This is a genomic window from Methylovirgula sp. (assembly GCF_037200945.1).
Taxonomy (GTDB): domain Bacteria; phylum Pseudomonadota; class Alphaproteobacteria; order Rhizobiales; family Beijerinckiaceae; genus Methylovirgula.
The window spans coordinates 406,606-429,968 of the sequence record NZ_JBBCGP010000001.1 but is presented as its reverse complement, the minus strand read 5'-3'; the positions used below and the strand labels follow the sequence as shown (position 1 = coordinate 429,968).

The following is a 23,363-nucleotide window of genomic DNA, read 5'->3' as shown; positions in this document are numbered from 1 at the left end:
CGCTTCTACCCCGACGCAGCTAGAGCCGAGCCTCATTTCGGCGCGCCGTAACGCATGATTGTTTTCACTTGTTGCGGCGAAAACACAGGCGAATCAACTTGTTCACGCGACCGTGATGCATGTCAAGAATGTCGGGAAATACGTCGGCGTGAGAGTTTCATTGCGTGCGAAGGTGATCAGGCCTGAAAAAATGCCCTGATGGTTCGCTGCCTGTCATGCGGGACAATGTTGCCCGTCGCGCACTATTTCAAAGCCGTGACAAGCGATCAGATTTGCGGCAATAATTTTAGCCTCGCAGATCGCGCGCAATCGAGGATGACTATGGGGCAAGTGCAGAGCGGCGCGGCGGCGCTCGTTCCGCTCGGCGAAGCGCTTGCTTATATCGAGCGCTGCCGCGGTGAGGGCCGGCTCATCGAAGCCGAGGCCGTATGCCGGCAAATTCTCGACGCGCAGCCAAATTTGCCCGAAGCCTGGCATCTCCTCGGCATTACGGCGCATCAGGCCGGGCGGCTTTCAGACGCTATCGCTCACCTGACGCGGGCAACGCAACTCTCGCCGCAAAATGCGCTGTTCCTCAGCAACCTTGGCGAAATGTATCGGCAGGGCGGGCAGCTCAAGCGCGCAATCGAGACCGGCCGGCGCGCCGTTGCCGCTGATCCCGCTATGGCCGTTGCCTGGAGCAATCTCGGCGCCGCGTATTTCGAATTGAAAGACTACAAAGATGCCATCGAGGCGAACCAACATGCAATCGCCGCCGATCCAAATCTGGCGCAGGGTCATTGCAATCTCGGCAATGCGCTGCATGGCCTGAAGCGCTTCGACGAAGCGATCATCGCCTATCGCCGCGCGGTCGAGATAAATCCTTCCTATGTTGATGCTTTGGCCAATCTCGGCACGGCGCTGCATCACAACGGTCATTACGCCGAGGCAATGGCGGCGCTGCGCCGGGCGATCGCGCTTTCGCCCGAGCATGCCAATGCCCATTCGGGCCTTGGCATATTGCTTTTAATGCAGGGCGACTTTGCCGAGGGATGGGCGGAATACGAGTGGCGGCTTCGTTCGAGCGAACGCAAAGGGCCACGCTTTCCCGTGCGTGGCTGGCAGGGCGAGAGTCTCGTCGGCAAGCACATCTATGTGCAGGCCGAGCAAGGGTTCGGCGATACACTGCAATTTGTCCGTTATATCCCCTGGCTTGCAAAGCGCGCCGGCAAGGTGAGCCTGCGGGTGCATCAGGAACTCCTGAGTCTGATGCGCGAGAGCTTTCCCGGCATCGATGTTTATGGTGACCGCGGCGACCCCGGGCCTTTCGATTGCGACATTGCGCTGATGAGTCTGCCGCAATTTTTCAAAACACGGTTCGAGACGATTCCGTCGGAGGTGCCTTATCTCCGGGCGTCTGTTGCGACTACAGAACGCTGGGCGCAGCGTCTTGCGCCCATGCACGGGCTCAAAGTTGGATTGGTCTGGGGCGGTAATCCCGAACATGTCAACGATAGGCGCCGCTCGCTCGACATAGCCCATTTCGGACCGCTCCTTGATGTGCCGGGCGTTTCCTTCGCGAGCCTGCAATTCGGGCCGCGTGTGATGGATTTGAAGAAGCTCAAGGGTACATCGAAAGTCCTCGATCTTTCGCGCGAACTCGGCGACTTCGCCAACACCGCTGGCGCGGTCATGGCGCTCGATGTGGTCATCACGATCGATTCCTCATCAGCACATCTCGCCGGCGCTTTGGGCAAGCCGGTGTGGACGCTGATTTCCGATATCGCGGATTGGCGCTGGCGGCTGAATATCGAGGACAATGTTTGGTATCCGAATATGCGTCTCTTCCGCCAGGGACCAGGCGAAGATTGGTCGCATGTCGTCGCGCGGATCGAGACAGCGTTGCGGTTGGCCGGGGCCGGCGACACATCCGCTCTTCTGCCGTTCTGGGAATTGGGCGCGGGTCGCGCGGCTGACGCGCGAACAATTCTAGAAATAGAGACGCAGCGCGCACGGATTCCGTCGGCCGTTGCTGCACCGGAAAGACCAACGTCGCCTGGCCATCTTCTTATCCTCGCCGAGCGGAAGCGCCGCGCTGGCTTCCTCGGTGATGCGGAGGAATTCTCGCGCCGCGCAATTGAGTCTCAACCAGGGAACGCCGAAGCGATCCATAATCTCGGACTTATCGCGCACCAATCAGGCAAAGCGCATGAGGCGATCGCGCATTTGCGTCGGGCGATCGCACTGGCGCCGGATCAGGCGCTTTATCATGCCAATCTCGGTGAAATGTGCCGCCTCGCCGGCCTCACGGATGAGGCGATCAGCGAGGGGCGGCGCGCCGTCGAAATCGACCCGAACTATCCCAGTGCGCTGAGCAATCTTGGCATCGCGCTTTTCGACCAGAACAAGTTTGAGGATGCGCTCGACTATCTTGACCGCGCCGTGGCCTTGCAACCCGATTTTGCCAAAGCCCACAGCAATCGTGGCAACGCGTTGCTAAGACTACGGCGCTTTGCCGAAGCTGAACCGTCATATCGTCACGCCGTCGAACTCGAACCGGATTTCGCCGACGGGTGGAATAATCTCGGCACATGCCTGCGCGAGTTAAAGCACCGTGAAGACGCTGAGGTTGCCTATCGCAAGGCGCTCGCCTTGAAGCCGCACGATCCCGACATCCTCGATAATCTGGCGCTTGCGCTCAAGGATCTATCGCGGCTTGACGAGGCCGCCGAATGCGCGCGCCGCGCGCTGGCAATCGAAGGACGCGATCCGAAACTTCACATCCATGCCGGCGTCATTTTCCTCGACCAACATAAAATCGACGAAGCTGGCACGGCCGCGGCGCACGCACTCGCGTTGAACCCCAACGATCACGATGTGCTCAATCTGATGGGGCGGGTCGCCTTCGAACGCGAGAAACTCGACGAGTCCGTAGACTATTACCGGCGCGCGCTCGCGGTGAAGCCCGATCTTGCGGACGCCCACAACAACATGGGCAATGCGTTGAAGGAATTCGGCCGGCTCGATGAAGCACGCGAGGCCTATATCAAGGCCATCGATCTCGATCCTGCGTCGACGGGAGCCTACGTCAATCTCGCCGATTCTATGAAGTTCGAGCTTGGTGACCCCATTCTCGCAAGGATGGAAGCGCTCGCCGACAAAACCGAGAGTCTTTCGCAGATCGACCGGATTCATCTCGATTATGCGCTGGGCAAGGCCTATGCCGATCTTGCCGACCATAAGCGTGCCCTCACTCATTTCATCGCTGGCAGCGCCGCAAGACGTCAAATGATTTCTTACGACGAAGCCGCCGCGATGGCATTCTTCGACAGGATTGAAAACGTCTTCACGGCCGATTTGATTGCGGAAAAATCGGGCGACGGGGATAGTTCAAAGCGGCCCATCTTCATTCTCGGGATGCCGCGCTCGGGTACGACACTGGTCGAGCAGATCCTCGCCAGCCATCCGATGGTGCATGGCGCGGGCGAACTCACCGAGTTCAACGAGGCCGTTGACAGCATCAAGGGGCTGGATGGCGCGGCGCTCACTTATCCAGAATTCGTGCCGCCGCTCGGTGCGTCAGCCTTGCGACAATTGGGCGGACGCTATCTCGAATTGGTGTGCAAGCGTTCGCCGTCCGGCGAACGCTTGACCGACAAAATGCCGTCGAATTATTATTTTCTCGGCCTCATCCATCTCGCGTTACCGAACGCCAAGATCATTCACACGGTGCGCGATCCGATCGACACCTGCATTTCCTGCTTCTCGAAATTGTTCTCAGCCGAGCAGAACCACACCTATGACCTCGCCGAACTGGGCCGTTACTACCGGCGCTACGAACAATTGATGACGCATTGGCGTCGGGTTCTGCCGACCAAAAGCTTCCTTGACGTGCAATACGAGGATGTCGTCGCTAACCTCGAAGGCGCGGCGCGGCGGATTATCGCCTATTGCGGCCTCCCCTGGGATGATCGGTGTTTGGCGTTTCATGAAACGAACCGTCCGGTGCGAACGGCGAGCGCAACGCAGGTGCGCCAACCCATTTACAAAAACGCAATTGGCCGCTGGCGTGTGTACCAAGAGTTCCTTGGACCTTTGCTAACAGCGCTCGAGCGTTAGCCGCGCCGGTTGATCTGGGATGTCGAACCCGGCCCTTTCTCCGGGAAGGGTGGTTGGCGACAGGGCAGCCGAATGGCCGCTTCGGCATCTAATGAGACCTGTGCGCGGGTCGCTGGACGAGGGTTGGCATTTATGATTCCATTGGTCTGAACAATGGATTGAGGAATGCGATGGCACGTCGGCGCATTGGTCAGGAGAGATTTGGTTTTGCCACTGATCGCGACCAACGCTCCTCGCTGGATGATCTTGTCGAACTGATCGACTGGACGCCGATCGATTGTGCCCTGCGTGTGATTTCCTGTGCTGCCAAGGGAGAGCCGGCCTGGCCGCCACTGTCGTTGTTCAAGGCGATGCTGCTTTCAATCTGGTACGACTTGTCAGACGTCAAGCTTGCCGAGGCGCTGGATGACAGAGGCTCGTTCCGACGCTTCTGCGGATTTTCGGTTTCGGAGCCGACACCCGAGCGCACGGCTTTTGTGCGTTTCCGAAAGGCCCTTGTTGGCCATGGCTTGGACAGGATCCTGTTCGAGGAAATCACTCGTCAGCTCAAGGCAAAGGCGGTCCGTGTGAAGACCGGCACGCTTGTCGATGCGACGATCATTGCCTCGACCAGCGAGGGTGACGGCGAAGCGCATTGGGTCAAACACAAGGGCAGACCGGCGGTTCATGGTTTCAAGGCCCATGTCGGCGCCGATGCCGATACTGCCCTTGTCGAGGAACTTGCCGTCACGCCTGCCAATGTCAACGATGGCAGGGCTGGCCCCGATGCTCTGCCGGCCAATCCCGGCGAGGTGTTTGCCGACAGTGCTTATCGAGGAAGCCATTTCGCGGCGGCCGTGCGTGCGAAGGGCGGGACGCCTCGTATCGTCGCCACCGGCATGTGGGGCCGTGACGAAGCCGAAACATCGGCACGCCTTCATGCCTGGAACCGGCCCATTCACCGCATCCGCGGGCGGATCGAGAAGATCTTCGGGACCTGGAAACGCAGCTACGGTCTTTGACGCATGCGATGGCGAGGACTTGCCAAAGCTGCTGTGCAAATCCATTTCACCGCCATCGCCTACAATATGAAACGCACGCTCACGATCGCCGCCAAGGCTTGAATCAAAGGCTTGAATCAAAGGCTTGATCACAAGAAACCATCCTCAATCGCGGCTCAACGGCTGTAGCGGGACAACAGTGCGGCGGTCGAAAAGCGGAACAACGATAACCACGCCAAAAGTCAGCTAATTCAATAATAAAGGCTGCCCGCGCACAGGTCTCATAAGGCGTGAACCGCTTTGGCTGTCCGGACTTTTCCTCGTTGGCCTGACAAGCGTTCTTGCCTGTTTTGGGCCTCTCATCGTCCGCCGCTTTGTCGCTCTCGAAAAGCTGACGACAAACAATGAGGTGGCCGGCTTTAAGTTCGCGACAGTCGGCGTGCTTTACGCAGTGCTTCTTGCCTTTGCGATCATTCTGGTTTGGAAAAAGTACGCGGACGCCGACAACACTGTTGAGAAAGAGGCCGGTGCCGCTGCAGCATTGTATCATATCTCTTCCGGTTTAGAGTCGAACGAAGCTTCGGCCCTGAAGACCGCTTTGACGGCATATCTGCGGTCGGCTGTTTCCAATGAATGGCCGGCGATGGAAGGCGGTGGAGAAAGCAAGAAAACGCATACTGCGTTGGAAGCCCTCTACAATGCGGTTTCCATGTCAGCAAAATCCCAGGGTAGCAGCCCTATTGCATCTGAAATATTCCGGCAGATCGACGATCTAACTCAGGCGCGGCGCGCAAGACTTGAGGCGGCGGAGGGTGCGGTGCCAGGCGTAGTTTGGGCGGTTCTTCTCGTTGGCGCAGTCTTGACGATCAGCTTCACATTTTTCTTTGGCACTATCAATTTGCGAGCGCAGATGCTTATGACCGCGCTGCTTTCGGTTTTGATTTTTTCCGCGCTTCTGGTCGTCGTGGTTTTGGATCGCCCGTTTTCGGGAACGGTTAAGGTCGGCCCCAATGCCATTACCGAAGTTATTGCCGATCATGCTGACCCCTGAGGCAACAGGGGTCGAATGGGCTACCGTTCGCAAAACAATCTCGACGAAGCCGAGCGCGAAGCCTGGAAGCGCTCGCCTTGGCGCGAGCGATACGACTGGCGCTTTTGGCTGTTATCGCGTTGGCGCTGACAGCGTTTGTGATGGGACTGGTGGTGCGGTTGAGGTAGGCGGTCCATGACCGCGAACGACCCTTAACTGGTTCTCTTCGTCGTCAATGAAATGCCGCCCGGCCGGGTGAAAACCCGGCGTCGTTTCGCAAAAAAAAGGCCGGGACAAGCCCGGCCTCCTTCGCAAATGATGTGAATGTTTATTCGTTACGTGGCTTGCAGATTGACCGCAGCCAGCTTGCCCGAACGGCGATCTGTCTCAGTCTCGAAGCTCACCTTCTGACCTTCTACAAGGCCGCGAAGGCCGGAACGCTCTACAGCGCTCACATGCACGAAAACGTCCGCACCACCGTCGTCTGGCTGAATAAAGCCGAAACCTTTTTGATCGTTGAAAAACTTTACTGTGCCGATGGTCATGACGATTCCTTTCAATCAGTCACGGGATTTCAACTCAGCGCGCCACCCGGCGCGACAAGCGGTTCAGATCACGATTTTGAAAGAGGAAGACCGTCGATGGCGCGCGTAGCGCGATAACAAGGTTCGACAACAAGATCGGATGTCGCGGCGTATAAGAGAAAAATCCACCATAGGCAAGATGCAATTACGGTTACGCAGACCTAGGGTTGACAAGCCTTGGCCAAACGAGAGCGGACGCCGAATTACGATGACGCGCCTGATACTCGGCCTCGTGACGATGTCGCGGCATACTAAAATGTAACGTCAGGGCAGCATCGCGAGCCGCTTACGCTGTTAGCTTGATACTAACGATTTGATGACTATATGCCGACTTTCCAAAGGAGGATCCGAATGGTCAAGAAGGCAGCAACGAAGAAAACCGTGGCGAAGAAAGCCGCGCCCTCGAAATCAGCGCGCCGCGTCATCAAGCCGTGGACGAAGGATGATGTCCGTAGTCTCAAGGCACATTCAAAGGCCCGCACCCCGGTCGAGAAGGTTTCAAAGCAAATGAAGCGCACGGTTGGCGCGTTGCGTCGCCGGGCGGGGATCCTTGGTATTGGCTTGGGCCAATATCACTAACAGCGACTGCCGTTGTTTGTAAGAAGCCGCCTTTCGGGCGGCTTTTTTATTTACTGAGCTGACCGTTCTCTCGGTGCAAGAGCGGGTGATTATCCCATCCCGACCAGTGAAGGCGGCGCTAGACACGCAACAATAATAATGGCTGCAATGACCACAGCGGTGATGGCCATGGCAAAATCGTCCCTTTGTGTAAGATCGCCCAAACGGCGAGACGAAGCGTGTTGATGATGCGAAACCACGAACATGGCAGCCTCCGATCTATCGGACAACTAACGTGAAGGTACCGTAAGCAGTTGCATCCTTAAAGGGCGCTTCGAGAATATTTGCAGGCCGTTAGCAAGGTTGCGCCGCAACCAACATACTTCGTTTCGCATTGCACGATCGGTGAAGGTGACGCTTATCTTGTCGTTTATTCACTTCGCATTCATTCGCTTCTCGTCACCCGTTGCTTCCTAGTTGTAGGGAGAGCGCAGATGAAGAATGTTATGAAGGTTGCAAGCGCATCGATTTTGGTCGCAGGACTTTTCGCAACATCGGCGATAGCGGCACCAATGCCTGATTCGAATTCCATTAATCGCGTAGTGATGCCCGAACGTAATATCGAGTTGGCGCAATTCCTCTTCGGCGGCCACAATTATTGTTGGTACGATTCTGCGTGGAGTGGCCCGGGCTGGTATTGGTGCGGTTATGGGCAGCGCCGCGGTTTAGGTTTCGGCGGCGGCGCGGGATTCCACGGATGGAGTCGTGGCGGCGGTCACGGAGGTTATGGCGGCCATGGTGGCCATGGAATGCACGGTGGCGGCATGCACGGCGGTAACCGCGGTGGTCATGGTGGCGGGCACGGCGGCCACAAATAATAGTTAGCTTCGCAGGCGCGAAGATCATGGCACCAGGCGTCACGCGCCTGGTGCTTTCGTCGTGCCGCGCTCGTCGACGCTGGAGGCAGTGAGAGTGTCGCTGCCCTGACGTGCATGCAACGTGAATCAATCTACATCATCACCGTCTGAGCTTGAGCCTTCGCCGTCGTTGCTTGTGCTATAAATAGAGAATTCCAAGTCAATTCCAAATTTCCCGATGATTGCGGCCACGTGGCTTGCCAATCCAATCGAAGCTGTTGCCATCCGGTCATCGATCGGAAAAGCCATGTCTATTACCGCAGAGCCTATTCGGCGGTCCGTCTGCAGCGCCAATATGCGGGCCCCAAACTTTTGTACAAAATTGCTCACGTCATCCCAAGCACTACGTGCAATAGGAATATTAAGCTGCGCAAAAAAAGACGAACCGTCGCGACGAAGTTGGAATCGTTCGACTTGGCTTCCTAATGCCAATTCTAGTTCGGCCTTCTCGGTCGTGATCTGATCGATACGAAGAACCGCAGAAAGAGGATTTGTGACGAATTTCTCTTTGACACTCATCGCTTGCCGGCCTTTCAGCCTTCGCTGGCAACCTGACGACGCCTTCGCCGCGGGTGTTGAAACACTGTTCGCTTTTGCTAGGTGCTGGTCTGAGTTTTCAGCGCCACGCCCGGACCAACGGCAGAATCGTTTGCTTCGAGAAACTGCACGCCGGCCTTTTCCAAAGTGGTTTTGATCATCATAGCGGTCGATAGGCGAGGGTCGGTGACGCCCCTCTCGATGTTTTTGATGCTCTGCCGAGCCAGGCCGCTCGCTTCGGCAAGTTCATCTTGGGAAAGGTTGAGCAGGGCGCGCGCCGCGCGAATCTGGGCTGGGGTGAGCATGCCCGTATTGGCCACGATGCCGACCGGGTTGTCAACAAATATAATCCTATAGATCATAAATGTGGTTGACGAGCTTAGCTGTGTCGTGCCATTTCTGATCTGTTAGATCATACTAATGACTTACGGGGTTATTGAAATGCGGAAGAACACCGTTCGGGCAAGCTCTATCGCTTTGCCCAATGCCAACCTTGAAGAACCCGCCTTTACCCTTACCGACGCCGGCCGCGCCTACCTGCTTCTTGAAGACATCGCCGCCGCCAGCGTCGACTTGACGCCCGATATCGCCGCCGAGTTGGCATCCTTCACGGGGAGGCGAGCCGATGTGTGAGCGGTGTGCAGAAAACCATGAAGCCAGCGAACTACTGCAAATGCTGATCAGCAAGATCCACGCAAGCAATAAAGACGGCGGTGCGCGGCTTCGGATTGATCTCGCCGAAAGCGAAATGGATCGGCTTTGCGCGTGGCAAGCGGCCGGCGAAGGCGAGACGACTGACGTCGCGGGCCTTCTTTGGCGGCGGGGCGAGCGCGTTATCGTCGAAATCGGCGAGACTGAAATCGTCGGAACGGTGCGCGCTCACAAACTCGGCGCAGATTGGCCGCGGTACGTAATCGGCCTTGAGGACCTAGCCGGCGCGACGCTTGAAGTTGATTCTTGCTGCGTCTATCCCGCGAAAGACGCCGCGTAGCGCCGACGCCCCCCGCAGCTAACGATGAAGGGCAGGGCGCTTCACCGCGGCGCTCGATGCCAAGCAAAGAAGGCCCGCTTCGCGCGGGCCTTTTTCATGCAAACCATGTTGCAGTCATGTTGCACGGAATAAACCGCAACACGTGTAAACCATTGATATTGCTAGATAGCCGACGCAACACGTTGCAACATGATTTCGGAGCTAATTCTAAGCTAAGTACTTGAAATCATTTGGTAGCGGAGGAGGGACTCGAACCCCCGACACAAGGATTATGATTCCTCTGCTCTAGCCGGCTGAGCTACTCCGCCCCGTTGCGCGAAAGCCTTAAATAGCCCGCGCGGCAGCGGCCTGCCGTATAGGCCGCCGCTCGCGCGAAAGTCAAGGCGCGGCGGCGCGGGTGTGGCGCAGTCAGCCTCAATGGCCGGTGGGAAGGACCGGGATGATCCAGGGGATCAAATATTGCTGGATTGCGACCAGAATCCCGAGGACGACGGTCAGAATGATGCTGTGCCAGAACGTCCGGGCAAAAACGACGCCTTCCTGTCCTTTCAGCTTCGTAACCGCGACGCCGGTCGCGATATTCTGCGGCGACACCATTTTGCCGATCACGCCGCCGGACGAATTGGTCGCGGCAAAAAGGATCGGGTTCAGATTGAGTTGCCGCGCCGCGACGACTTGCAGATTGCCGAAAAGCGCGTTGCCCGAGGTGTCGCTGCCGGAAAGCAGTACGGCGACCCAACCGAGGAAGGGTGACAAGAACACGAACAAATGGCCAGTCGAAGCAACCGCCTTGCCGAGCGTATAGGCCATGCCGGAATAATTCATGAGATAGGCGAGGCCGAGGATCAGCATCACGGTGACGACGGCAATCCAAGCCTGGCGGATCGTGTGGCCGATGCAAGCGAAGAAACGATTGATCGGCAGGCCGATGACCAGCGACGTGATGAGCGCGGCGAAAAGGATCGCCGTGCCGGTCGCAAGCGGCTGGAAGTTCCAGACCGCGGCATAGGGCTTATTATTATAGAGCGTGATGGCGATGGCCTTGTCGAGGCCGGGCCAGTGGATTGCCTGTGCGCCGACGGTCGCAAAACTGAAATGCGTCCAGATGATCACGACGGCCGAAACGATGAGCCAGGGTATCCAGCCTTGCCAAGGCGCAATGGGCTGCGCCTCGGTCGCCCTTTTCTCGGCGGCGTCGGAAATCGCAAACTCCGGATCGGGTGCCGGCTGCCAGACCTGCAGGAAAAGCAGCGTGCAAACGAGCGAACCGAGCGCCGCGAAGACGTCGGTCAGCGCGTAGTCGAGATAGTTCGAGGAGATGAATTGCGAGACGGCAAAGCTGCCGCCCGCGACCAGCAACAGCGGCCAAAGCGCTTTCAGCGACCGCAGGCCGCCATAGAGGGCGATGACGTAGAACGGCAAAAGCAGGGCTATCACCGGCAATTGGCGGCCGATCATGGCGCCGAGCGTATGCGCCGGCAATCCGGTGACGGCGCCGAGAACGGTGATCGGCGCGCCGAGCGCGCCGAAGGCAACAGGCGCCGTGTTGAAGATCAAAACAAAGACGAGGGCCTCAAGCGCCGGAAAGCCGATGAGGATGAGCAGCGAGCTGGTGATGGCGACTGGCGTGCCGAAACCGGAAATGCCTTCAAGCAGGCAGCCAAAGCAAAAGCCGATCACGACCAGGACGACGCGCTTGTCCTGCGGCACATGATTGATAAGCCAGGCGCGAAAGGCGTCGAAACGGCCTGACTCGACCGCGATGTTGTAGAGAAGCAGCGCATTCAGCACGATCCACATCACCGGCCACAGCGCGAAGACCGCGCCGCTGACGACGGAATTGACGGCGAGACTGGGCGGCATCTGCCAGACGGCGATGGCGATGATCAAACCGACGACAAGTCCGGCTAGGGCCGCCTGCCACCCGGGCCGGCGCAAAAGTCCGAGCAAAACGAGCACGGCGAGCACCGGCAATATCCCGACGAGGAACGACAGGCCGAGATTCCCCGCAACGGGCGCTAAAAGCTGGTGGAACACCTATGTTTCTCCCCATCGACATCGTTATTCTGGCTTAGGTCGAGATGGGAGAGTTAACTTCTTCCGCTATACTTCACAAGCGCTTGTCGAAATCAAGCATTGGAGAGAATTTTTATACTGCATTGCAGCAAATAGATTCGATCTAGATTTGATTTCACCGTTTGGCGATGCGCACCAAAGTAAAAAAGCCGAAGGGCGGCAGTCCGCGGCGCTCGATAAGTGTCAAATCGTCGTGGCCGGCGAGCCAATCTGCCAAAACGCGCCACGGGAATTCTGGCCGCCAGCCGAGAGCGGCGCTGCGCTCTGCCAATTTCGCTTCCACCCAGGCGAGCGGCCCCCCCGTCGCGCCGATGTGGTTGACGAGAACGATTTCGCCGCCGGGTTTGAGGACGCGCACCCATTCGTCGAGACTTGCCTCCGGTTTTGGCAGCACGGTGAGAACATAAGGCGCAACGATCACGTCGAAGGTCGCCGTCGCGAAAGCGAGGTGACAGGCATCCATCACCGAAAGACCGGCGACATGGTCTAGCGATGTGTCGGCCACGCGGCGCGCGGCGCGGCGCAGCATCGGCTCCGAAAGATCGACTCCGACGACACGACTCGACGGATCGAACATCGGCAATTCGAGCCCTGTCCCGACGCCCACGTCCAGGACGAGCGCGCCCTTGTGGCGTCCTGCGACCGCGGCGGCGATCTTGCGGCCCGGCCGCATGGCTTCGGAAAAAGCGAGATCGTAGACCGGCGCCCAGCGTGCGTAGGCGCTGGCGACAGCGGCATTGTCAAAAGCTCTGGCGCGATTTGCGTGCGCGGCTACGGGGCCGCGCTGGCGAAGGCGTCCGGTCTGGCCGGACGGGCGCGACGGCAGAAAGTGGTGGCTTCCCTCGTTTTTGTTCATCAGCCGTCGGCAGCGGCGAGCGAAACATCGGTCGGCGAGCGCGCTTCCAATGACAGGCCGGATTCGGTCGCGCAGATGAAACCGCCGCCAAGCATGCGGGCGTCGGTACGATCGCCGTCGTAGAGAACGCAAGCCTGTCCGGGGGAAACACCGTCTTCGTTGCTGGCGAAGGCCACGCGCGCCTCGCCGTTCTCGATGTGCAGCGAACCTGCGATAGGCGCCTTCGTCGAGCGGACGCGCACGAACACATCGCGGCCTGTCGGGCCGATATCGGCGAGCGACCCGTCACCAATCCAGTTCAGATCGCGCAAAGTCACGCGTCGGGTCGCCAAGGCTTCGCGGGGACCGACAATGACCCGCGCATGCGCGGCGTCGAGCCGCACGACATAGAGCGGAACGGCAATTCCAGCATCATTGAAGCTGATGCCGAGGCCGCGGCGCTGGCCGACCGTATAATTGATGACACCAGCATGGCGGCCGAGCACGCGCCCATCCAGATGCACGATATCGCCGGGCTGCGCCGCATCCGGACGCATCTGCTCGATGAAATTGCTGTATTTGCCGGAATGGATGAAGCAGATGTCCTGGCTGTCAGCTTTATCGGCAACAAGCAGACCATGGCGGCGCGCAATTGCGCGCACCTCAGACTTGTCGAGGCCGCCCAGCGGAAACCGCAGGCTCTTTAATTGTTCGGGCGTGGTCGCGAACAGGAAATAGCTTTGATCGCGGCTTGTATCTTCGGCGCGAAACAGTGCGCGGCCGCCAGCGCCATCCGGGCGCGAAACGATGTAATGCCCAGTGGCGAGAACGTCGGCACCCAGCGACTTCGCCGTATCGAGAAAATCGGCGAACTTGATATCGCTGTTGCAGGCGACGCAGGGAACCGGCGTCTCGCCCTCGACATAGCTCTGGGCAAAACGGTCGATGACCTTTTCGCGGAACCGCTGCTCATAATCCAGAACGTAGTGTGGAATATCGAGCCGCGCCGCGACCTGGCGCGCGTCGTGGATATCCTGACCGGCGCAGCAGGCGCCCTTGCGGTGTTCCGCGGCGCCATGATCGTAAAGCTGCAGCGTCACACCGATCACGTCATAGCCCTGCTCCTTGAGCAGCGCCGCGACGACGGAGGAATCGACGCCGCCCGACATCGCGACAACCACTCGCGTCTCGGCGGGCGGCTTCGGCAAATCGAGGCTGTTGAGCGGTTCGGAACTCATGCGGCGATCGGATCGGTTCGGTAAACGTCGGCGGTCATACCGCTCATATAGTCGTCTCCCGGCGCGTTCACATGCTTGGCGATGCGCCGGGGTTGGACAACGCACTATTCTAAATCACCCCTCTGCCGGGTTGGCAACGCCGGTGTCGCTATCAGAGCAAGCGAGACCCTTGCTGTCCCGCTTTCGGGCACTCGTTAAGGTTTCGCCAAGAAACGGGTAAGGTCCGTGTAGAATTCGTAAATGGCTTATTATCGTATTCATAGAAATTATACTAATTTGCGACCCGCGAGTTAAGCTAAACATGGTTATCTCGCTTAGGTGAATCTTAAGCTCGCTTATTTAGTCTTGGAGGGTGAGTTAGTCAGTATGTGAGTTGAGATCATGGTCGAGTTGCACCGCCCGAGGGCTAAATACGTCATCGGGCCAGACGGGAGCCCCCTCACCGTGGCAGATCTTCCTCCCACCACGACCAAACGCTGGGTTATCCGGCGCAAGGCCGAAGTTGTGGCCGCCGTGCGCGGTGGGCTCATTTCGTTGGAAGAGGCTTGCAATCGCTATACGCTGACGGTCGACGAATTCCTGTCCTGGCAGATGTCGATCGACCAACATGGGCTCGCCGGCCTGCGCACCACGCGCATTCAGCAATATCGCATGTAAGCCCACAATAAGCGTCTGTGGCCGGCCGCCTCAAGAATCGGCGTGGCTCGCGGGCTCTTTGGCTATGCGAGCCGATTCCGTCTCGGTCTTTTCACTTTCAACTCGCGAATCACCGCTGGCCGTCTCCGGCATATCATCGGCATGCAGCGCTTCGCTCAGGCGACGGCGCTCGAAGACGACCACCACCACGCCGGCAAAGATGAGCGGCAAAACGAGATAGAGGAGCCGGAACACCAAGAGTGCGGTGAGCACCTTGTCATGTGGCACCGCCGGCATGGCCTTGATGAAGAGCAGTTCGAAGACGCCGAGCCCGCCTGGCGATTCGGACGCCAAAGCGACGGAAAACGACGCGATAAAAACACCGAGAATAACGAAATAGCCGGGATTGGCCTGCTGCGGTAGGGCAAAATAAATGATGCCGGCGGCGCCCATCAATTCCGCCGATGAGGCAGCCACTTGCCGCAAGGCGATGTCGGGATGCGGATATTCAATGCGTAGGCGGCCGATGACGAGAGGCTTCAGCCGCAGCGCCGAGCCGATGATATAAGCCGCAACAAGCCCGAGACAGATGAGGCCGATCACCCGCGCGGTTTCCGGTTGGGTGAGCGCGTGCGGCAAGAGATGGCCGAGGCGTCGCAATTGCAGGGGTTCGGCGACCAGCACAATCCCGCCGAGGAACAGGACGCCGAGCATAAAAGTCAGCGAACATATGCCGACGAGAAGGGCGATCTGCGCCGTCGAGAGCCCTTTGGTGGAATAGGCACGATAACGCACCATGGCCCCGGAGAGGACCGAGGCGCCGATATTATGGGCGAGTGCGTAGGTCGTGAACGAGCATAGAGCTATAAAGCGCCAGGAGATATGTTTGACGCCGAGATGCATCAGCGCGATTCGGTCGTACCAGGCCAGTGCGGCGTAGGCGACGAGGGTCGAAAGAATCGCCAGCCCATATTGCGGCAGCGGAATAGTTTTAAGATCGGCCATAACCTTTGGCCCGATCGCTTGGCCATGGAACTGCTGATCGAGAAGCCAAATCGATACGACGAGTGCGACAACACCGATGGCAGGCCAGACAAATTCGGTGAGCCTTTTCATGTCTCTCCTGAAATCCGCGCGCCACGGCGGGGCGATCAACCGCCCCTCGCTTCCGGCCTGTGGAGACCGTAAAGCGTCCTACAAAGCAAGCGCTCATTTTCCGCCAGGGAGGCGACAATTTGACGGCGCGCCCGAGGCTTGGCCGTCATCGCGGTTTTAACGATGCCGGGCTCGATCAGCCAATGAGGGTTTTAGGCGCGGGCGACGCGCAGGTCAAAGTTGACCACGGGCACGCCTTGATCCAGCGCCTCATGGCCCCGCTCAGCGGCTTTCTCGCGTCCTTCGAGGCTCGTGGCCTTGCTGAGATCGGCGACGGCTTCGTCAAAGAGCGCTTTGGCCGCCTCAAGCTGCTCGCGCAATTCGCCGCTTGAGCGCTGGAGGTTGTCGCGCCGCGTTCGCGCTGCCCGGGCGTAGGTTGGATAGGCAAAATGCGCCATATCGGAGATGCCGGCGCGCTGCTCTTCGAGTGCGATTTCACGGTCGAGGTCGGCAACCATGCGCGCAAATTCGGCGATCATCGCCTCGATTTGGGCCATGCGGCGGCGACGCTCCTCAACTTGGAAGCGCTTGAGACGGATGAGCGAATCCCGCGACTTCATATTTTGTTACTCCGAAACGCCAGCCTGATCTCGATCTGTTTAGTCAATTTTTCTGCGAGACGAGTGCGAATATGACCTATTAAAGTTTCTGCTTTCTTACGCTTGTCGTCTTTACGCTTGGGGTCGCGCCGCTGGCGGTTCGGTGATGATCGAGTATATTTTATCGTGTGCCTGATTCGGACGGGGGTTCTGGGGCGTTCGGAATGATTTTGTTAACCAATGCCCGTTAACTTTAAGAAAGTGGTTCGGCAGATTTATTCTCGCTGACTCCCGCGCTGGGGCGGAGGTCTTGAGACTGGTTTCGCGCGCCGACCGACGAGGGGAAGGCTGAGGGCTCCACATGCGCGTGCTCCTGATAGAAGACGACAGCGCCACAGCGCAAAGCATCGAACTGATGCTCAAGTCGGAAAATTTCAACGTCTACACGACGGACCTTGGCGAAGAGGGAATCGATCTCGGCAAGCTCTACGACTACGACATCATCCTTCTCGACATTAATCTTCCCGACATGTCCGGTTATGAAGTCCTGCGGACGCTGCGGGTTGCCAAGGTCAAGACGCCCATCCTCATTCTCTCCGGTCTTGCCGGCATCGAGGATAAAGTGAAGGGGTTGGGCTTCGGCGCCGACGATTATCTGACCAAGCCCTTCCATAAGGATGAACTGGTCGCCCGCATCCATGCGATCGTCCGCCGTTCCAAAGGCCACGCTCAATCGGTCATCGCGACCGGCGATCTGATCGTGAACCTGGATCAGAAGACCGTCGAGGTTTCTGGCAACCGTGTGCACCTTACCGGCAAAGAATATCAGATGCTGGAGCTCCTCTCCCTGCGGAAGGGCACGACCCTGACCAAGGAAATGTTCCTGAATCATCTTTACGGGGGCATGGATGAGCCGGAACTGAAAATCATCGACGTCTTTATCTGTAAGCTGCGCAAGAAACTCGCCAACGCGAGCCGCGGTCGCAATTACATTGAGACGGTCTGGGGCCGCGGCTATGTGCTGCGCGAACCTTCGGAAGACGAGGAATTGGTTTCGGCATAAGACAGCCGCAACGAAATAAAAAAAGGCCCCGCCTCGAGCGGGGCCTTTTTGTTTCAGCTCGCGACGAGCGTCAATGACGGCCGCGCCGCGGGGAAGGCGGCTGTGCGGTGAATATTGATTGAACGATGCAACGGATGCGGCACCATCATGTCTGTTAGCCCGACAACCGTTTCCGCCGCGCCCATGACGAAGAATCCATCCGGGGCAAGGGCGCCAGCCATGCGCTCCAAAACGTCTTTCTTGTTTGGCACGTCGAAATAGATCAACACGTTGCGGCAGAAAATGACGTCGAAACGGCCCAGCGCGGCATAGCTGGAAAGCAAATTAAATTCAGTGAAGCGGATGCGCGACCGCAGATGCTCGTTGATGCGCCAGCGTTCTCCATCCTGCCGGAAATAGCGCAGGAGCTGGGCGATCGGGAGACCGCGTTGCACCTCGAATTGCGAGTACACGCCTTGACGCGCGGCATTGACGACGGCGCGCGATAGATCGGTTGCTAGAATTTCAATGCTCCAGCCGGCCAGCCGGTGCGCTTCCTCGTCGAGCAGCATCGAGAGCGAATAGGGTTCCTGGCCGGACGAGCAGGCTGCGCACCAGATGCGGATCTGACGGCTTTCGCGACGCGCCTCCAATAGATGCGGGAGGATGACTTTCCGGAAATTGTCGAACGGCACGCGATCCCGAAAGAAAAAAGTCTCGTTGGTCGTCATCGCCTCGACGACCTCGCGTTCGAGGTCTTCATGCGCGCCGGAAAGCAGCATTTTGACGAGGCCGCCCAGCCCCGTGAGTCCGAGCTGCTGCACGAGCGGCTGCAACCGGCTTTCTGCGAGATAGGCCTTCTCCGCATCGAGCGAGAGCCCCGAACGCCGGTTGAGCAATTGGCGAAGCACGTCAAAATCGGAATTCATGATTTTTGCTCTCGAAACTGTGCGTGGCGAACGAGACGGCAGACCGAAACGCCGATTTCCTTCAGCGGCAGGACCGCCTGCGCGAGTCCTTCGCTGGCGACAAGACGTGGCATACCCCACACGACGGACGAGGCCGCGTCCTGTGCGATGACTTTGGCGCCGGCAGCGACGATGGCGCGCGTCCCGGCGAGACCGTCGCTGCCCATGCCCGTGAGCACAATGCCGATGACCGCCGGACCGAACACTTCCGCAGCGGAGCGGAACAAGACATCGACCGACGGTTTGCAGAAATTTTCCGGCGGCGTATCGAGCAACCGGATGATGGCCGCGTTACCGTCTCGGGCGACGCTGATGTGCGAGTCGCCAGGTGACAAGTAGACATGTCCGGGCAGGAGTTTTTCTCCGTCACGCGCGATCTGCGCTGGAACGCCCGCGATCGATTGGATCCGCGTTGCGACCGTGCGGGTGAACTCGGCTGGAATATGTAAAGCAATGAGAATGGGTAATTGAAGTCCGAGTGCAAGATCTTTGATAACGATCGGAAGTGCCTGCGGGCCGCCCGTCGAGACGCCAATCACGATCGCTTCGGGCGCTACGGAAAGTTCAAATCCCATGAGCGGATGCAAAGTTGCCGGCGCAGATATTTCGCCCATGGCACCAAAATCCATATCGCTGCCGTGTTGTCTCATGCCGGCGGGACCACTGTCTCACGCGGCCGCGTCGAGCAAGCCAATTTCTTCAAGCTTGGACTGCAGGATCTGCTTGTCGAAGGGCTTCATGATGTATTCGTCGGCCCCGGCATGGATCGCGCGCGCAATATGCGCGACGTCATTTTCCGTTGTGCAGAAGACGACTTTGGGCTTCAAACCTTCCGGCATCTTGCGCAGTTCGTGCAAAAACTCGAACCCGTCCATGACCGGCATGTTCCAGTCGAGCAAAATTGCATCCGGCATGAAGAAACTGCAGGCGTTGAGCGCCTTGCGGCCGTCCTCAGCTTCGACAGTCTGGAAATTCATGCCTTCAAGGATGCGTCGCGCCACCTTTCGGATGACGGTCGAATCGTCGACCACCAAAATCTGCTTCATTGTCGTGTCCCCGATCTCTTCCATTTGACTCATTCCGTTGCGTCATACGTGGCGCGGGAAATCGAAAATCGCAGCCACATCGAGCAACGACAGAATTCCGGTTTCCAGACGATACGCGGCCTTGGTAAACTTTGCCCTGCGATCGTTGAGATGTGGCGGCAGCGAGATTCGCGACTGCGGGTTGAGATGCAGGACATCGCCGACCTCATCGACGACGAGGGCAAAATTTTCGCCACGGTAGTCCATCCCGACCGCGAGCATCGAGCGTGTGTCGGCCGGATCGGGCAAATCCAACCGCCGCCGCAGACTGACCGCGGTAACGATTTTGCCGCGCAAATTGACGAGACCGATAATTTCCCTCGGCCCGAGCGGTACAGGCGTGACCGCATCGATTCCGAAAATGGTCTGCACGTAATCAACGCAAAGCCCCAAGGGCTCGCCGCCGACGAAGACGACGAAACAGCGGATTTGCGCTTCGTCCTCGGCGCCGGCGGGGGCGTTTGACGATCGTGCAGGATCTTGTCTGTGGTCCATGGTCATGCTGCAACCGATCCGATGACGCTTCTCTCAAGCTCGTGTCTGTTGAGGTGACGCACCTCGAGAATTTCGCCCAGTATCCGGATCAGCGCGGTGCGATCGAATTTTCCGACCGCGCCATACATGCCGCTTTCCTTTGCCGCCTGCAGAACGTTCGGCGAAGCATGCGCTGCAAGCGCGATGATCGGCAGACCTTGATGACGCGGTTCTTGCGTCAGTTGGCGCGCCATCTGGTAGCCGCTCATGTCGGGCATGTCGGTATCGGTCACGACGGCGTCGAATTGCGCGCCCTTCTCGAACATCGCAAGCGCTTCCGCGGCCGAGGCGGCGGTGTTGACCCGATAACCCGCGGCGATGATCAGCGGCGCCAGCATGTCGCGAAAGAAAGGTTTGTCGTCGACGAGCAGCACGCGAAACTGGTGCGCGACGCCGCGTGAATATGCGGCCGGGCGGCCGATCTGCAAGAAATAGGTCGCGTCGAGGACTTCGGCGATCTCGCCGCGGATTTCGGCGGTGCCGATGATGCCCGGCGACATACTGCTGATCTCGATATTCAGAGGCGCGTCGATCACATCGATGATTTCTTCGATCAAAAGCCCCATGCTCTCGCCGCCGACGCCGAGCACGAGAACCGGATTGACATCTTGCAGACGGGATTCAGCACCGGGGGAAAGGGGCACGAGCGGCATCAATTGCGACTGATGCTGGACGACCATGCGGCCGTCGGACGTATGAATGTTTGCGGCCTGAATCGACTCGATCCGCACGACCAGGGAGAGCGGCAGCGCTTTCGGCGCGCCCGGGCCAGCCCGGAACAACACAAAGCGTGTCATTTCATCGGCGGGAACATAAGTTTCGACAGCACGGCCGACCGCGTAATCGCTGACACTCTCGAAGCCCATCCGCGAAGCAATGCCGCTGGGGTCAAGGATCAGCACCACGGAGCCATTGCCAAGTATCGTGTGCCCGGAAAAGGCACGAAGGTCGGACAACGAACTGCCGAGCGGCTTTACAACAATCTCCTGCACGTCCAATACCGCATCGACGAGAATGCCGAATACGCGGTTATGGACCCGCATGACGATCACGAGTTCGCCAGCGGCTGCTGGCGCGCTGTCGTCAAGCTGCAGAATGGATTTGAGCGACGTGACAGGTAAAGTCTCGTCGCGCAGCCGAAGAACGAGACTGCCTTGCAAAAGCTCAAGCGCGTGCGGGCCTGCCTCTTCCAGACTAACCGCCTCAACGACGGAATGCTGCGGCAGGGCGAAACGGTGGCCGCTGGCCTCGACGATCAACGCCGGTGTGATTGCCAGGGTGAGCGGAATTCTGAGCGTGAAGCGCGTGCCTTTGCCGGCCATTGTCGTCAACGAGATCGTGCCGCCGATCGCCTCGATATTGTCGCGCACGATGTCCATACCGACGCCGCGGCCGGAAATGCTCGTGACTGTCGCGGCGGTCGAGAAGTCCGGCGCGAAGATGAACCGGCTTATGTCTTCATCGGAAAGCTCACGGAGCTCCGCCGCGGATACCAAGCCCTTGGCCACGGCCTTCTCGCGAATTTTCTGCAGGTCGAGACCTCGGCCGTCGTCGGAGATATCGATGGTAATGTAACCAGCCTCGTGCGCGGCCGCGACTCGGATAGTGCCTTCCTCGGGCTTGCCCTGTGCGACGCGGTCTTCCGGCGATTCGATGCCGTGATCGGCACAATTGCGCAGAAGATGTGTCAGAGGATCGCGGATAAGCTCGATGAGCTGGCGGTCGAGTTCGGTTTCGGAGCCCTCGGTGACCAGCCGAAATCTCTTTTTGAGATCGACAGAAAGCTCGCGGATAAGCCGGGGAAGACCCGCGAAAACGCGTCCGACGGATTGCATGCGCGCACGCATGACCGCATCTTGCAGATCGCTTGTAAGACCGGAGAGACGCTGCAGTGGCGTCTTGATGATTGCATCTTCCTGATGCCGGGTGATCTCCAGAAGCTGGTTGCGTGTCAGCACCAGTTCGGAGACGAGGATCATGATCCTCTCCAAAGCGCCGACCGACACGCGGATGCTATCGGCGCGGCTCGATGGCATGGTTCGCGGCGACGGATTTTTGTTGGCGCCCGCGTCCGTCTTGGGCTGGGCTGCGAGCGGTGCATTTTCAGGTGCGCGAGACGTCGCGCTCGCGTCGGATTCCAACGCCGCGATTAAGTCCCGATCGTCGCCGTCAGGCTCTTTGCCGACGTCCGTGAGGTTAGCGAGGATGGTTTTCACACGATCGACCGCAGTCAAAATCAGCGAGACGGTCTCTGACGTCGCCGGCGCGCCGTCGCGCAATTTACTGATCAGACTTTCTGTAACGTGCGTGAGCAGTTCGAGCCGCGAGAGGCTGAGAAAACCGCAAGTTCCTTTGATCGTGTGGAACAGACGGAAGATGCGGATGATGGCTTCGCGATCGGAGGGATCGCGCTCAAACAGAACAAGCTGTTCGCCGGCGGCGTCGATTTGCTCGCTGGTTTCGATAAGGAAATCGCTAAGCAGGTCATCCATAGCTGCGCCAAGTCTCCAGCCAAGGACAAGCCCCGGCGAAGAATTATTGCGCTGAATGGGTTAAAGAGCGTTGAAAAAACGCGGCCATTCAAAGCCGCTTACGAATAAAAGACGCAATAATTTCGCGCAAATATTAGCCGGTTCGATGCCGTTTCTATCCGTACGAAGGAAACAGCCCACGACGGCTTATGCGCGGGATAGTTATGCTAATGTATCTGCTAAAGCATCGGTTGTGGCTGGGTGAGCCTCGATGCGAACTTTTTCGGGTTCGGCCGTTACGTTTAGCGATAATTGCGCCGCGCGTGCGATCAGCCCCGTATAGAACGCCTGAATGCCATGCGCGTCGACTTGGTTATTTTCCGGCGCGCAAGCGAGCAACTGCGGAACATGGCTCGCAAGGCGGGCATTGGTTCCATTGGCTTCGACATCGATATGCGGCGTGGGTTCTCTCGTATCGACATTCACCGTGATCACGCCGCCGCGCGGGATTGCCGCTGCGGCGATCAGGCAAAGATTCAAGATCAATTTCACCTTGTCCTTCGCCATCAGAATGCGCGGCACGTTCCAACTCAATTTGGTGCGATCATCTTCCAGAAGACCGCGCGTGACCTTTTCGGCATCGCCGGTATCGATGGCAGCCCCCGCTGAACCCGCTGCGCCAAAAGCCAGCCGGCAAAATTGCAGCCGCGCGGAAGCCGTGTGGGCGCTCTTCTTCACGAGATCGAGCGCGAAGCCGCGCATCTCGGGATCCTTTTCCTCATCGAGCATTTCGAGTCCGTTGACGATGGCCCCGACCGGGCTGATGACGTCATGGCACACGCGCGAGCATAAGAGAGCCGCAAGATCGAGAGAGCCGAGGGCGAATTCTGTCATGTTCCGTCCTTTGGAGTACAGCGAGGGGCCTTCAGTCCAAGCTCTGCGAGAGACCCCGTTCAGGAGCCGGCGGGCTAAACTTTAGAATGGCCACCGCCCGATCGAATCTGTTCTGTTGCAGCGCGGCATAGCGGCGTAGATTCTTCGCAAGTGCAAGATAAATCTCGACATTGCGACAGAAACCCGCGGCGAATC

The 23,363-nt window shown here is 58.5% G+C and carries 23 protein-coding genes and 1 tRNA gene; 9 read left to right on the top strand and 15 right to left on the bottom strand.

Annotated features, from left to right (window positions below):
- Positions 1 to 321: 321 nt before the first annotated feature.
- From WDN02_RS02020 to WDN02_RS02010, 3 genes are all read left to right on the top strand, one after another.
- Positions 322 to 4,098 carry a tetratricopeptide repeat protein gene (locus WDN02_RS02020; RefSeq protein WP_337291917.1) on the top strand — a complete coding sequence of 1,259 codons (3,777 nt, stop codon included), beginning with the start codon at positions 322 to 324 and terminating at the stop codon, positions 4,096 to 4,098.
- A 170-nt stretch (positions 4,099 to 4,268) separates the two neighbouring features.
- Positions 4,269 to 5,099 (top strand): IS5 family transposase, encoded by an 831-nt coding sequence (locus tag WDN02_RS02015; RefSeq protein WP_337291686.1) that lies wholly within the window; start codon positions 4,269 to 4,271, stop codon positions 5,097 to 5,099.
- A gap of 388 nt (positions 5,100 to 5,487) precedes the next feature.
- Positions 5,488 to 6,129 (top strand): DUF4239 domain-containing protein, encoded by a 642-nt coding sequence (locus WDN02_RS02010; RefSeq protein ID WP_337291916.1) that lies wholly within the window; start codon positions 5,488 to 5,490, stop codon positions 6,127 to 6,129.
- Between the two features lie 314 nt (positions 6,130 to 6,443).
- On the opposite strand, the gene WDN02_RS02005 is transcribed toward WDN02_RS02010, so the two are convergent.
- The gene (locus WDN02_RS02005) at positions 6,444 to 6,653 is read right to left on the bottom strand and encodes a cold-shock protein (protein ID WP_337291915.1); all 210 of its coding nucleotides are present in this window, start codon (positions 6,651 to 6,653) and stop codon (positions 6,444 to 6,446) included.
- Positions 6,654 to 7,043: 390 nt separating this feature from the next.
- Here WDN02_RS02005 and WDN02_RS02000 point away from each other — a divergent pair, with 390 nt between their 5' ends.
- Positions 7,044 to 7,271: a hypothetical protein gene (locus WDN02_RS02000; RefSeq protein WP_337291914.1), complete on the top strand. Its 228-nt coding sequence runs from the start codon at positions 7,044 to 7,046 to the stop codon at positions 7,269 to 7,271.
- A 584-nt stretch (positions 7,272 to 7,855) separates the two neighbouring features.
- The gene (locus WDN02_RS01995) at positions 7,856 to 8,128 is read left to right on the top strand and encodes a hypothetical protein (protein ID WP_337291913.1); all 273 of its coding nucleotides are present in this window, start codon (positions 7,856 to 7,858) and stop codon (positions 8,126 to 8,128) included.
- 126 nt (positions 8,129 to 8,254) lie between these two features.
- Here the strand turns inward: WDN02_RS01995 and WDN02_RS01990 are convergent, their stop codons facing one another.
- Positions 8,255 to 8,686 (bottom strand): hypothetical protein, encoded by a 432-nt coding sequence (locus WDN02_RS01990; protein WP_337291912.1) that lies wholly within the window; start codon positions 8,684 to 8,686, stop codon positions 8,255 to 8,257.
- A gap of 77 nt (positions 8,687 to 8,763) precedes the next feature.
- The gene (locus WDN02_RS01985; protein ID WP_337291911.1) at positions 8,764 to 9,066 is read right to left on the bottom strand and encodes a helix-turn-helix domain-containing protein; all 303 of its coding nucleotides are present in this window, start codon (positions 9,064 to 9,066) and stop codon (positions 8,764 to 8,766) included.
- A 79-nt stretch (positions 9,067 to 9,145) separates the two neighbouring features.
- On the opposite strand from WDN02_RS01985, the gene WDN02_RS01980 reads away from it, so the two are divergent.
- Together WDN02_RS01980 and WDN02_RS01975 are read left to right on the top strand one after the other, a co-directional pair.
- On the top strand, positions 9,146 to 9,337 hold the full coding sequence (locus WDN02_RS01980) for a hypothetical protein (protein WP_337291910.1): 192 nt from the start codon (positions 9,146 to 9,148) through the stop codon (positions 9,335 to 9,337).
- 40 nt (positions 9,338 to 9,377) lie between these two features.
- Positions 9,378 to 9,695, top strand: a complete 318-nt coding sequence (locus WDN02_RS01975) for a hypothetical protein (protein WP_337291909.1) — start codon at positions 9,378 to 9,380, stop codon at positions 9,693 to 9,695.
- Positions 9,696 to 9,926: 231 nt separating this feature from the next.
- On the opposite strand, the gene WDN02_RS01970 is transcribed toward WDN02_RS01975, so the two are convergent.
- The 4 genes from WDN02_RS01970 to mnmA form a co-directional block, all read right to left on the bottom strand.
- Positions 9,927 to 10,003: transfer RNA gene (locus tag WDN02_RS01970), tRNA-Met, on the bottom strand.
- Between the two features lie 106 nt (positions 10,004 to 10,109).
- The gene (locus WDN02_RS01965) at positions 10,110 to 11,732 is read right to left on the bottom strand and encodes an L-lactate permease (protein WP_337291908.1); all 1,623 of its coding nucleotides are present in this window, start codon (positions 11,730 to 11,732) and stop codon (positions 10,110 to 10,112) included.
- Positions 11,733 to 11,886: 154 nt separating this feature from the next.
- Complete coding sequence (locus WDN02_RS01960) at positions 11,887 to 12,627, bottom strand: class I SAM-dependent methyltransferase (RefSeq protein ID WP_337291907.1); 741 nt, start codon at positions 12,625 to 12,627, stop codon at positions 11,887 to 11,889.
- The gene (gene mnmA, locus WDN02_RS01955) at positions 12,627 to 13,844 is read right to left on the bottom strand and encodes a tRNA 2-thiouridine(34) synthase MnmA (protein ID WP_337291906.1); all 1,218 of its coding nucleotides are present in this window, start codon (positions 13,842 to 13,844) and stop codon (positions 12,627 to 12,629) included. The genes WDN02_RS01960 and mnmA overlap by 1 nt, the downstream gene beginning before the upstream one ends.
- Positions 13,845 to 14,225: 381 nt before the next feature.
- Between mnmA and WDN02_RS01950 the strand changes: the two genes are divergently transcribed.
- Positions 14,226 to 14,501 carry a DUF1153 domain-containing protein gene (locus WDN02_RS01950; RefSeq protein ID WP_337291905.1) on the top strand — a complete coding sequence of 92 codons (276 nt, stop codon included), beginning with the start codon at positions 14,226 to 14,228 and terminating at the stop codon, positions 14,499 to 14,501.
- A gap of 30 nt (positions 14,502 to 14,531) precedes the next feature.
- Here the strand turns inward: WDN02_RS01950 and WDN02_RS01945 are convergent, their stop codons facing one another.
- Positions 14,532 to 15,596 (bottom strand): UPF0104 family protein, encoded by a 1,065-nt coding sequence (locus tag WDN02_RS01945; protein WP_337291904.1) that lies wholly within the window; start codon positions 15,594 to 15,596, stop codon positions 14,532 to 14,534.
- A gap of 191 nt (positions 15,597 to 15,787) precedes the next feature.
- Complete coding sequence (locus WDN02_RS01940; RefSeq protein ID WP_337291903.1) at positions 15,788 to 16,195, bottom strand: flagellar export protein FliJ; 408 nt, start codon at positions 16,193 to 16,195, stop codon at positions 15,788 to 15,790.
- Between the two features lie 340 nt (positions 16,196 to 16,535).
- Here WDN02_RS01940 and WDN02_RS01935 point away from each other — a divergent pair, with 340 nt between their 5' ends.
- A complete protein-coding gene (locus WDN02_RS01935; protein ID WP_337291902.1) occupies positions 16,536 to 17,237 on the top strand; it encodes a response regulator transcription factor in 702 nt (233 codons plus the stop codon).
- 53 nt (positions 17,238 to 17,290) lie between these two features.
- Here the strand turns inward: WDN02_RS01935 and WDN02_RS01930 are convergent, their stop codons facing one another.
- From WDN02_RS01930 to WDN02_RS01905, 6 genes are all read right to left on the bottom strand, one after another.
- A complete protein-coding gene (locus WDN02_RS01930) occupies positions 17,291 to 18,145 on the bottom strand; it encodes a protein-glutamate O-methyltransferase CheR (RefSeq protein WP_337291901.1) in 855 nt (284 codons plus the stop codon).
- Positions 18,142 to 18,798 carry a CheB methylesterase domain-containing protein gene (locus WDN02_RS01925; RefSeq protein WP_337291900.1) on the bottom strand — a complete coding sequence of 219 codons (657 nt, stop codon included), beginning with the start codon at positions 18,796 to 18,798 and terminating at the stop codon, positions 18,142 to 18,144. The genes WDN02_RS01930 and WDN02_RS01925 overlap by 4 nt, the downstream gene beginning before the upstream one ends.
- A 54-nt stretch (positions 18,799 to 18,852) precedes the next feature.
- Positions 18,853 to 19,230, bottom strand: coding sequence for a response regulator (locus WDN02_RS01920; RefSeq protein ID WP_337294839.1), 378 nt, complete (start codon positions 19,228 to 19,230; stop codon positions 18,853 to 18,855).
- A 42-nt stretch (positions 19,231 to 19,272) separates the two neighbouring features.
- Positions 19,273 to 19,764: a chemotaxis protein CheW gene (locus WDN02_RS01915; protein WP_337291899.1), complete on the bottom strand. Its 492-nt coding sequence runs from the start codon at positions 19,762 to 19,764 to the stop codon at positions 19,273 to 19,275.
- Between the two features lie 2 nt (positions 19,765 to 19,766).
- Entirely contained in the window at positions 19,767 to 22,295 is a 2,529-nt protein-coding gene (locus tag WDN02_RS01910; RefSeq protein WP_337291898.1) for a hybrid sensor histidine kinase/response regulator, read from the bottom strand.
- A gap of 201 nt (positions 22,296 to 22,496) precedes the next feature.
- Complete coding sequence (locus WDN02_RS01905) at positions 22,497 to 23,168, bottom strand: histidine phosphotransferase family protein (protein ID WP_337291897.1); 672 nt, start codon at positions 23,166 to 23,168, stop codon at positions 22,497 to 22,499.
- Positions 23,169 to 23,363: the final 195 nt, after the last annotated feature.

Excerpts from the sequence above, each read along its gene's own strand:
- WDN02_RS02000 (WP_337291914.1), top strand. The coding sequence starts at position 7,044 with ATGGTCAAGAAGGCAGCAACGAAGAAAACCGTGGCGAAGAAAGCCGCG.
- WDN02_RS01950 (WP_337291905.1), top strand. The coding sequence starts at position 14,226 with ATGGTCGAGTTGCACCGCCCGAGGGCTAAATACGTCATCGGGCCAGAC.
- WDN02_RS02015 (WP_337291686.1), top strand. The coding sequence starts at position 4,269 with ATGGCACGTCGGCGCATTGGTCAGGAGAGATTTGGTTTTGCCACTGAT.
- WDN02_RS01910 (WP_337291898.1), bottom strand. The coding sequence starts at position 22,295 with ATGGATGACCTGCTTAGCGATTTCCTTATCGAAACCAGCGAGCAAATC.
- WDN02_RS01905 (WP_337291897.1), bottom strand. The coding sequence starts at position 23,168 with ATGACAGAATTCGCCCTCGGCTCTCTCGATCTTGCGGCTCTCTTATGC.
- mnmA (WP_337291906.1), bottom strand. The coding sequence starts at position 13,844 with ATGAGTTCCGAACCGCTCAACAGCCTCGATTTGCCGAAGCCGCCCGCC.
- WDN02_RS01935 (WP_337291902.1), top strand. The coding sequence starts at position 16,536 with ATGCGCGTGCTCCTGATAGAAGACGACAGCGCCACAGCGCAAAGCATC.
- WDN02_RS01980 (WP_337291910.1), top strand. The coding sequence starts at position 9,146 with ATGCGGAAGAACACCGTTCGGGCAAGCTCTATCGCTTTGCCCAATGCC.
- WDN02_RS01925 (WP_337291900.1), bottom strand. The coding sequence starts at position 18,798 with ATGGGCGAAATATCTGCGCCGGCAACTTTGCATCCGCTCATGGGATTT.
- WDN02_RS01990 (WP_337291912.1), bottom strand. The coding sequence starts at position 8,686 with ATGAGTGTCAAAGAGAAATTCGTCACAAATCCTCTTTCTGCGGTTCTT.
- WDN02_RS01975 (WP_337291909.1), top strand. The coding sequence starts at position 9,378 with ATGCTGATCAGCAAGATCCACGCAAGCAATAAAGACGGCGGTGCGCGG.
- WDN02_RS02020 (WP_337291917.1), top strand. The coding sequence starts at position 322 with ATGGGGCAAGTGCAGAGCGGCGCGGCGGCGCTCGTTCCGCTCGGCGAA.
- WDN02_RS01960 (WP_337291907.1), bottom strand. The coding sequence starts at position 12,627 with ATGAACAAAAACGAGGGAAGCCACCACTTTCTGCCGTCGCGCCCGTCC.
- WDN02_RS01945 (WP_337291904.1), bottom strand. The coding sequence starts at position 15,596 with ATGAAAAGGCTCACCGAATTTGTCTGGCCTGCCATCGGTGTTGTCGCA.
- WDN02_RS01985 (WP_337291911.1), bottom strand. The coding sequence starts at position 9,066 with ATGATCTATAGGATTATATTTGTTGACAACCCGGTCGGCATCGTGGCC.
- WDN02_RS01920 (WP_337294839.1), bottom strand. The coding sequence starts at position 19,230 with ATGAAGCAGATTTTGGTGGTCGACGATTCGACCGTCATCCGAAAGGTG.
- WDN02_RS01940 (WP_337291903.1), bottom strand. The coding sequence starts at position 16,195 with ATGAAGTCGCGGGATTCGCTCATCCGTCTCAAGCGCTTCCAAGTTGAG.
- WDN02_RS01930 (WP_337291901.1), bottom strand. The coding sequence starts at position 18,145 with ATGAATTCCGATTTTGACGTGCTTCGCCAATTGCTCAACCGGCGTTCG.
- WDN02_RS01915 (WP_337291899.1), bottom strand. The coding sequence starts at position 19,764 with ATGGACCACAGACAAGATCCTGCACGATCGTCAAACGCCCCCGCCGGC.
- WDN02_RS01995 (WP_337291913.1), top strand. The coding sequence starts at position 7,856 with ATGCCCGAACGTAATATCGAGTTGGCGCAATTCCTCTTCGGCGGCCAC.
- WDN02_RS02005 (WP_337291915.1), bottom strand. The coding sequence starts at position 6,653 with ATGACCATCGGCACAGTAAAGTTTTTCAACGATCAAAAAGGTTTCGGC.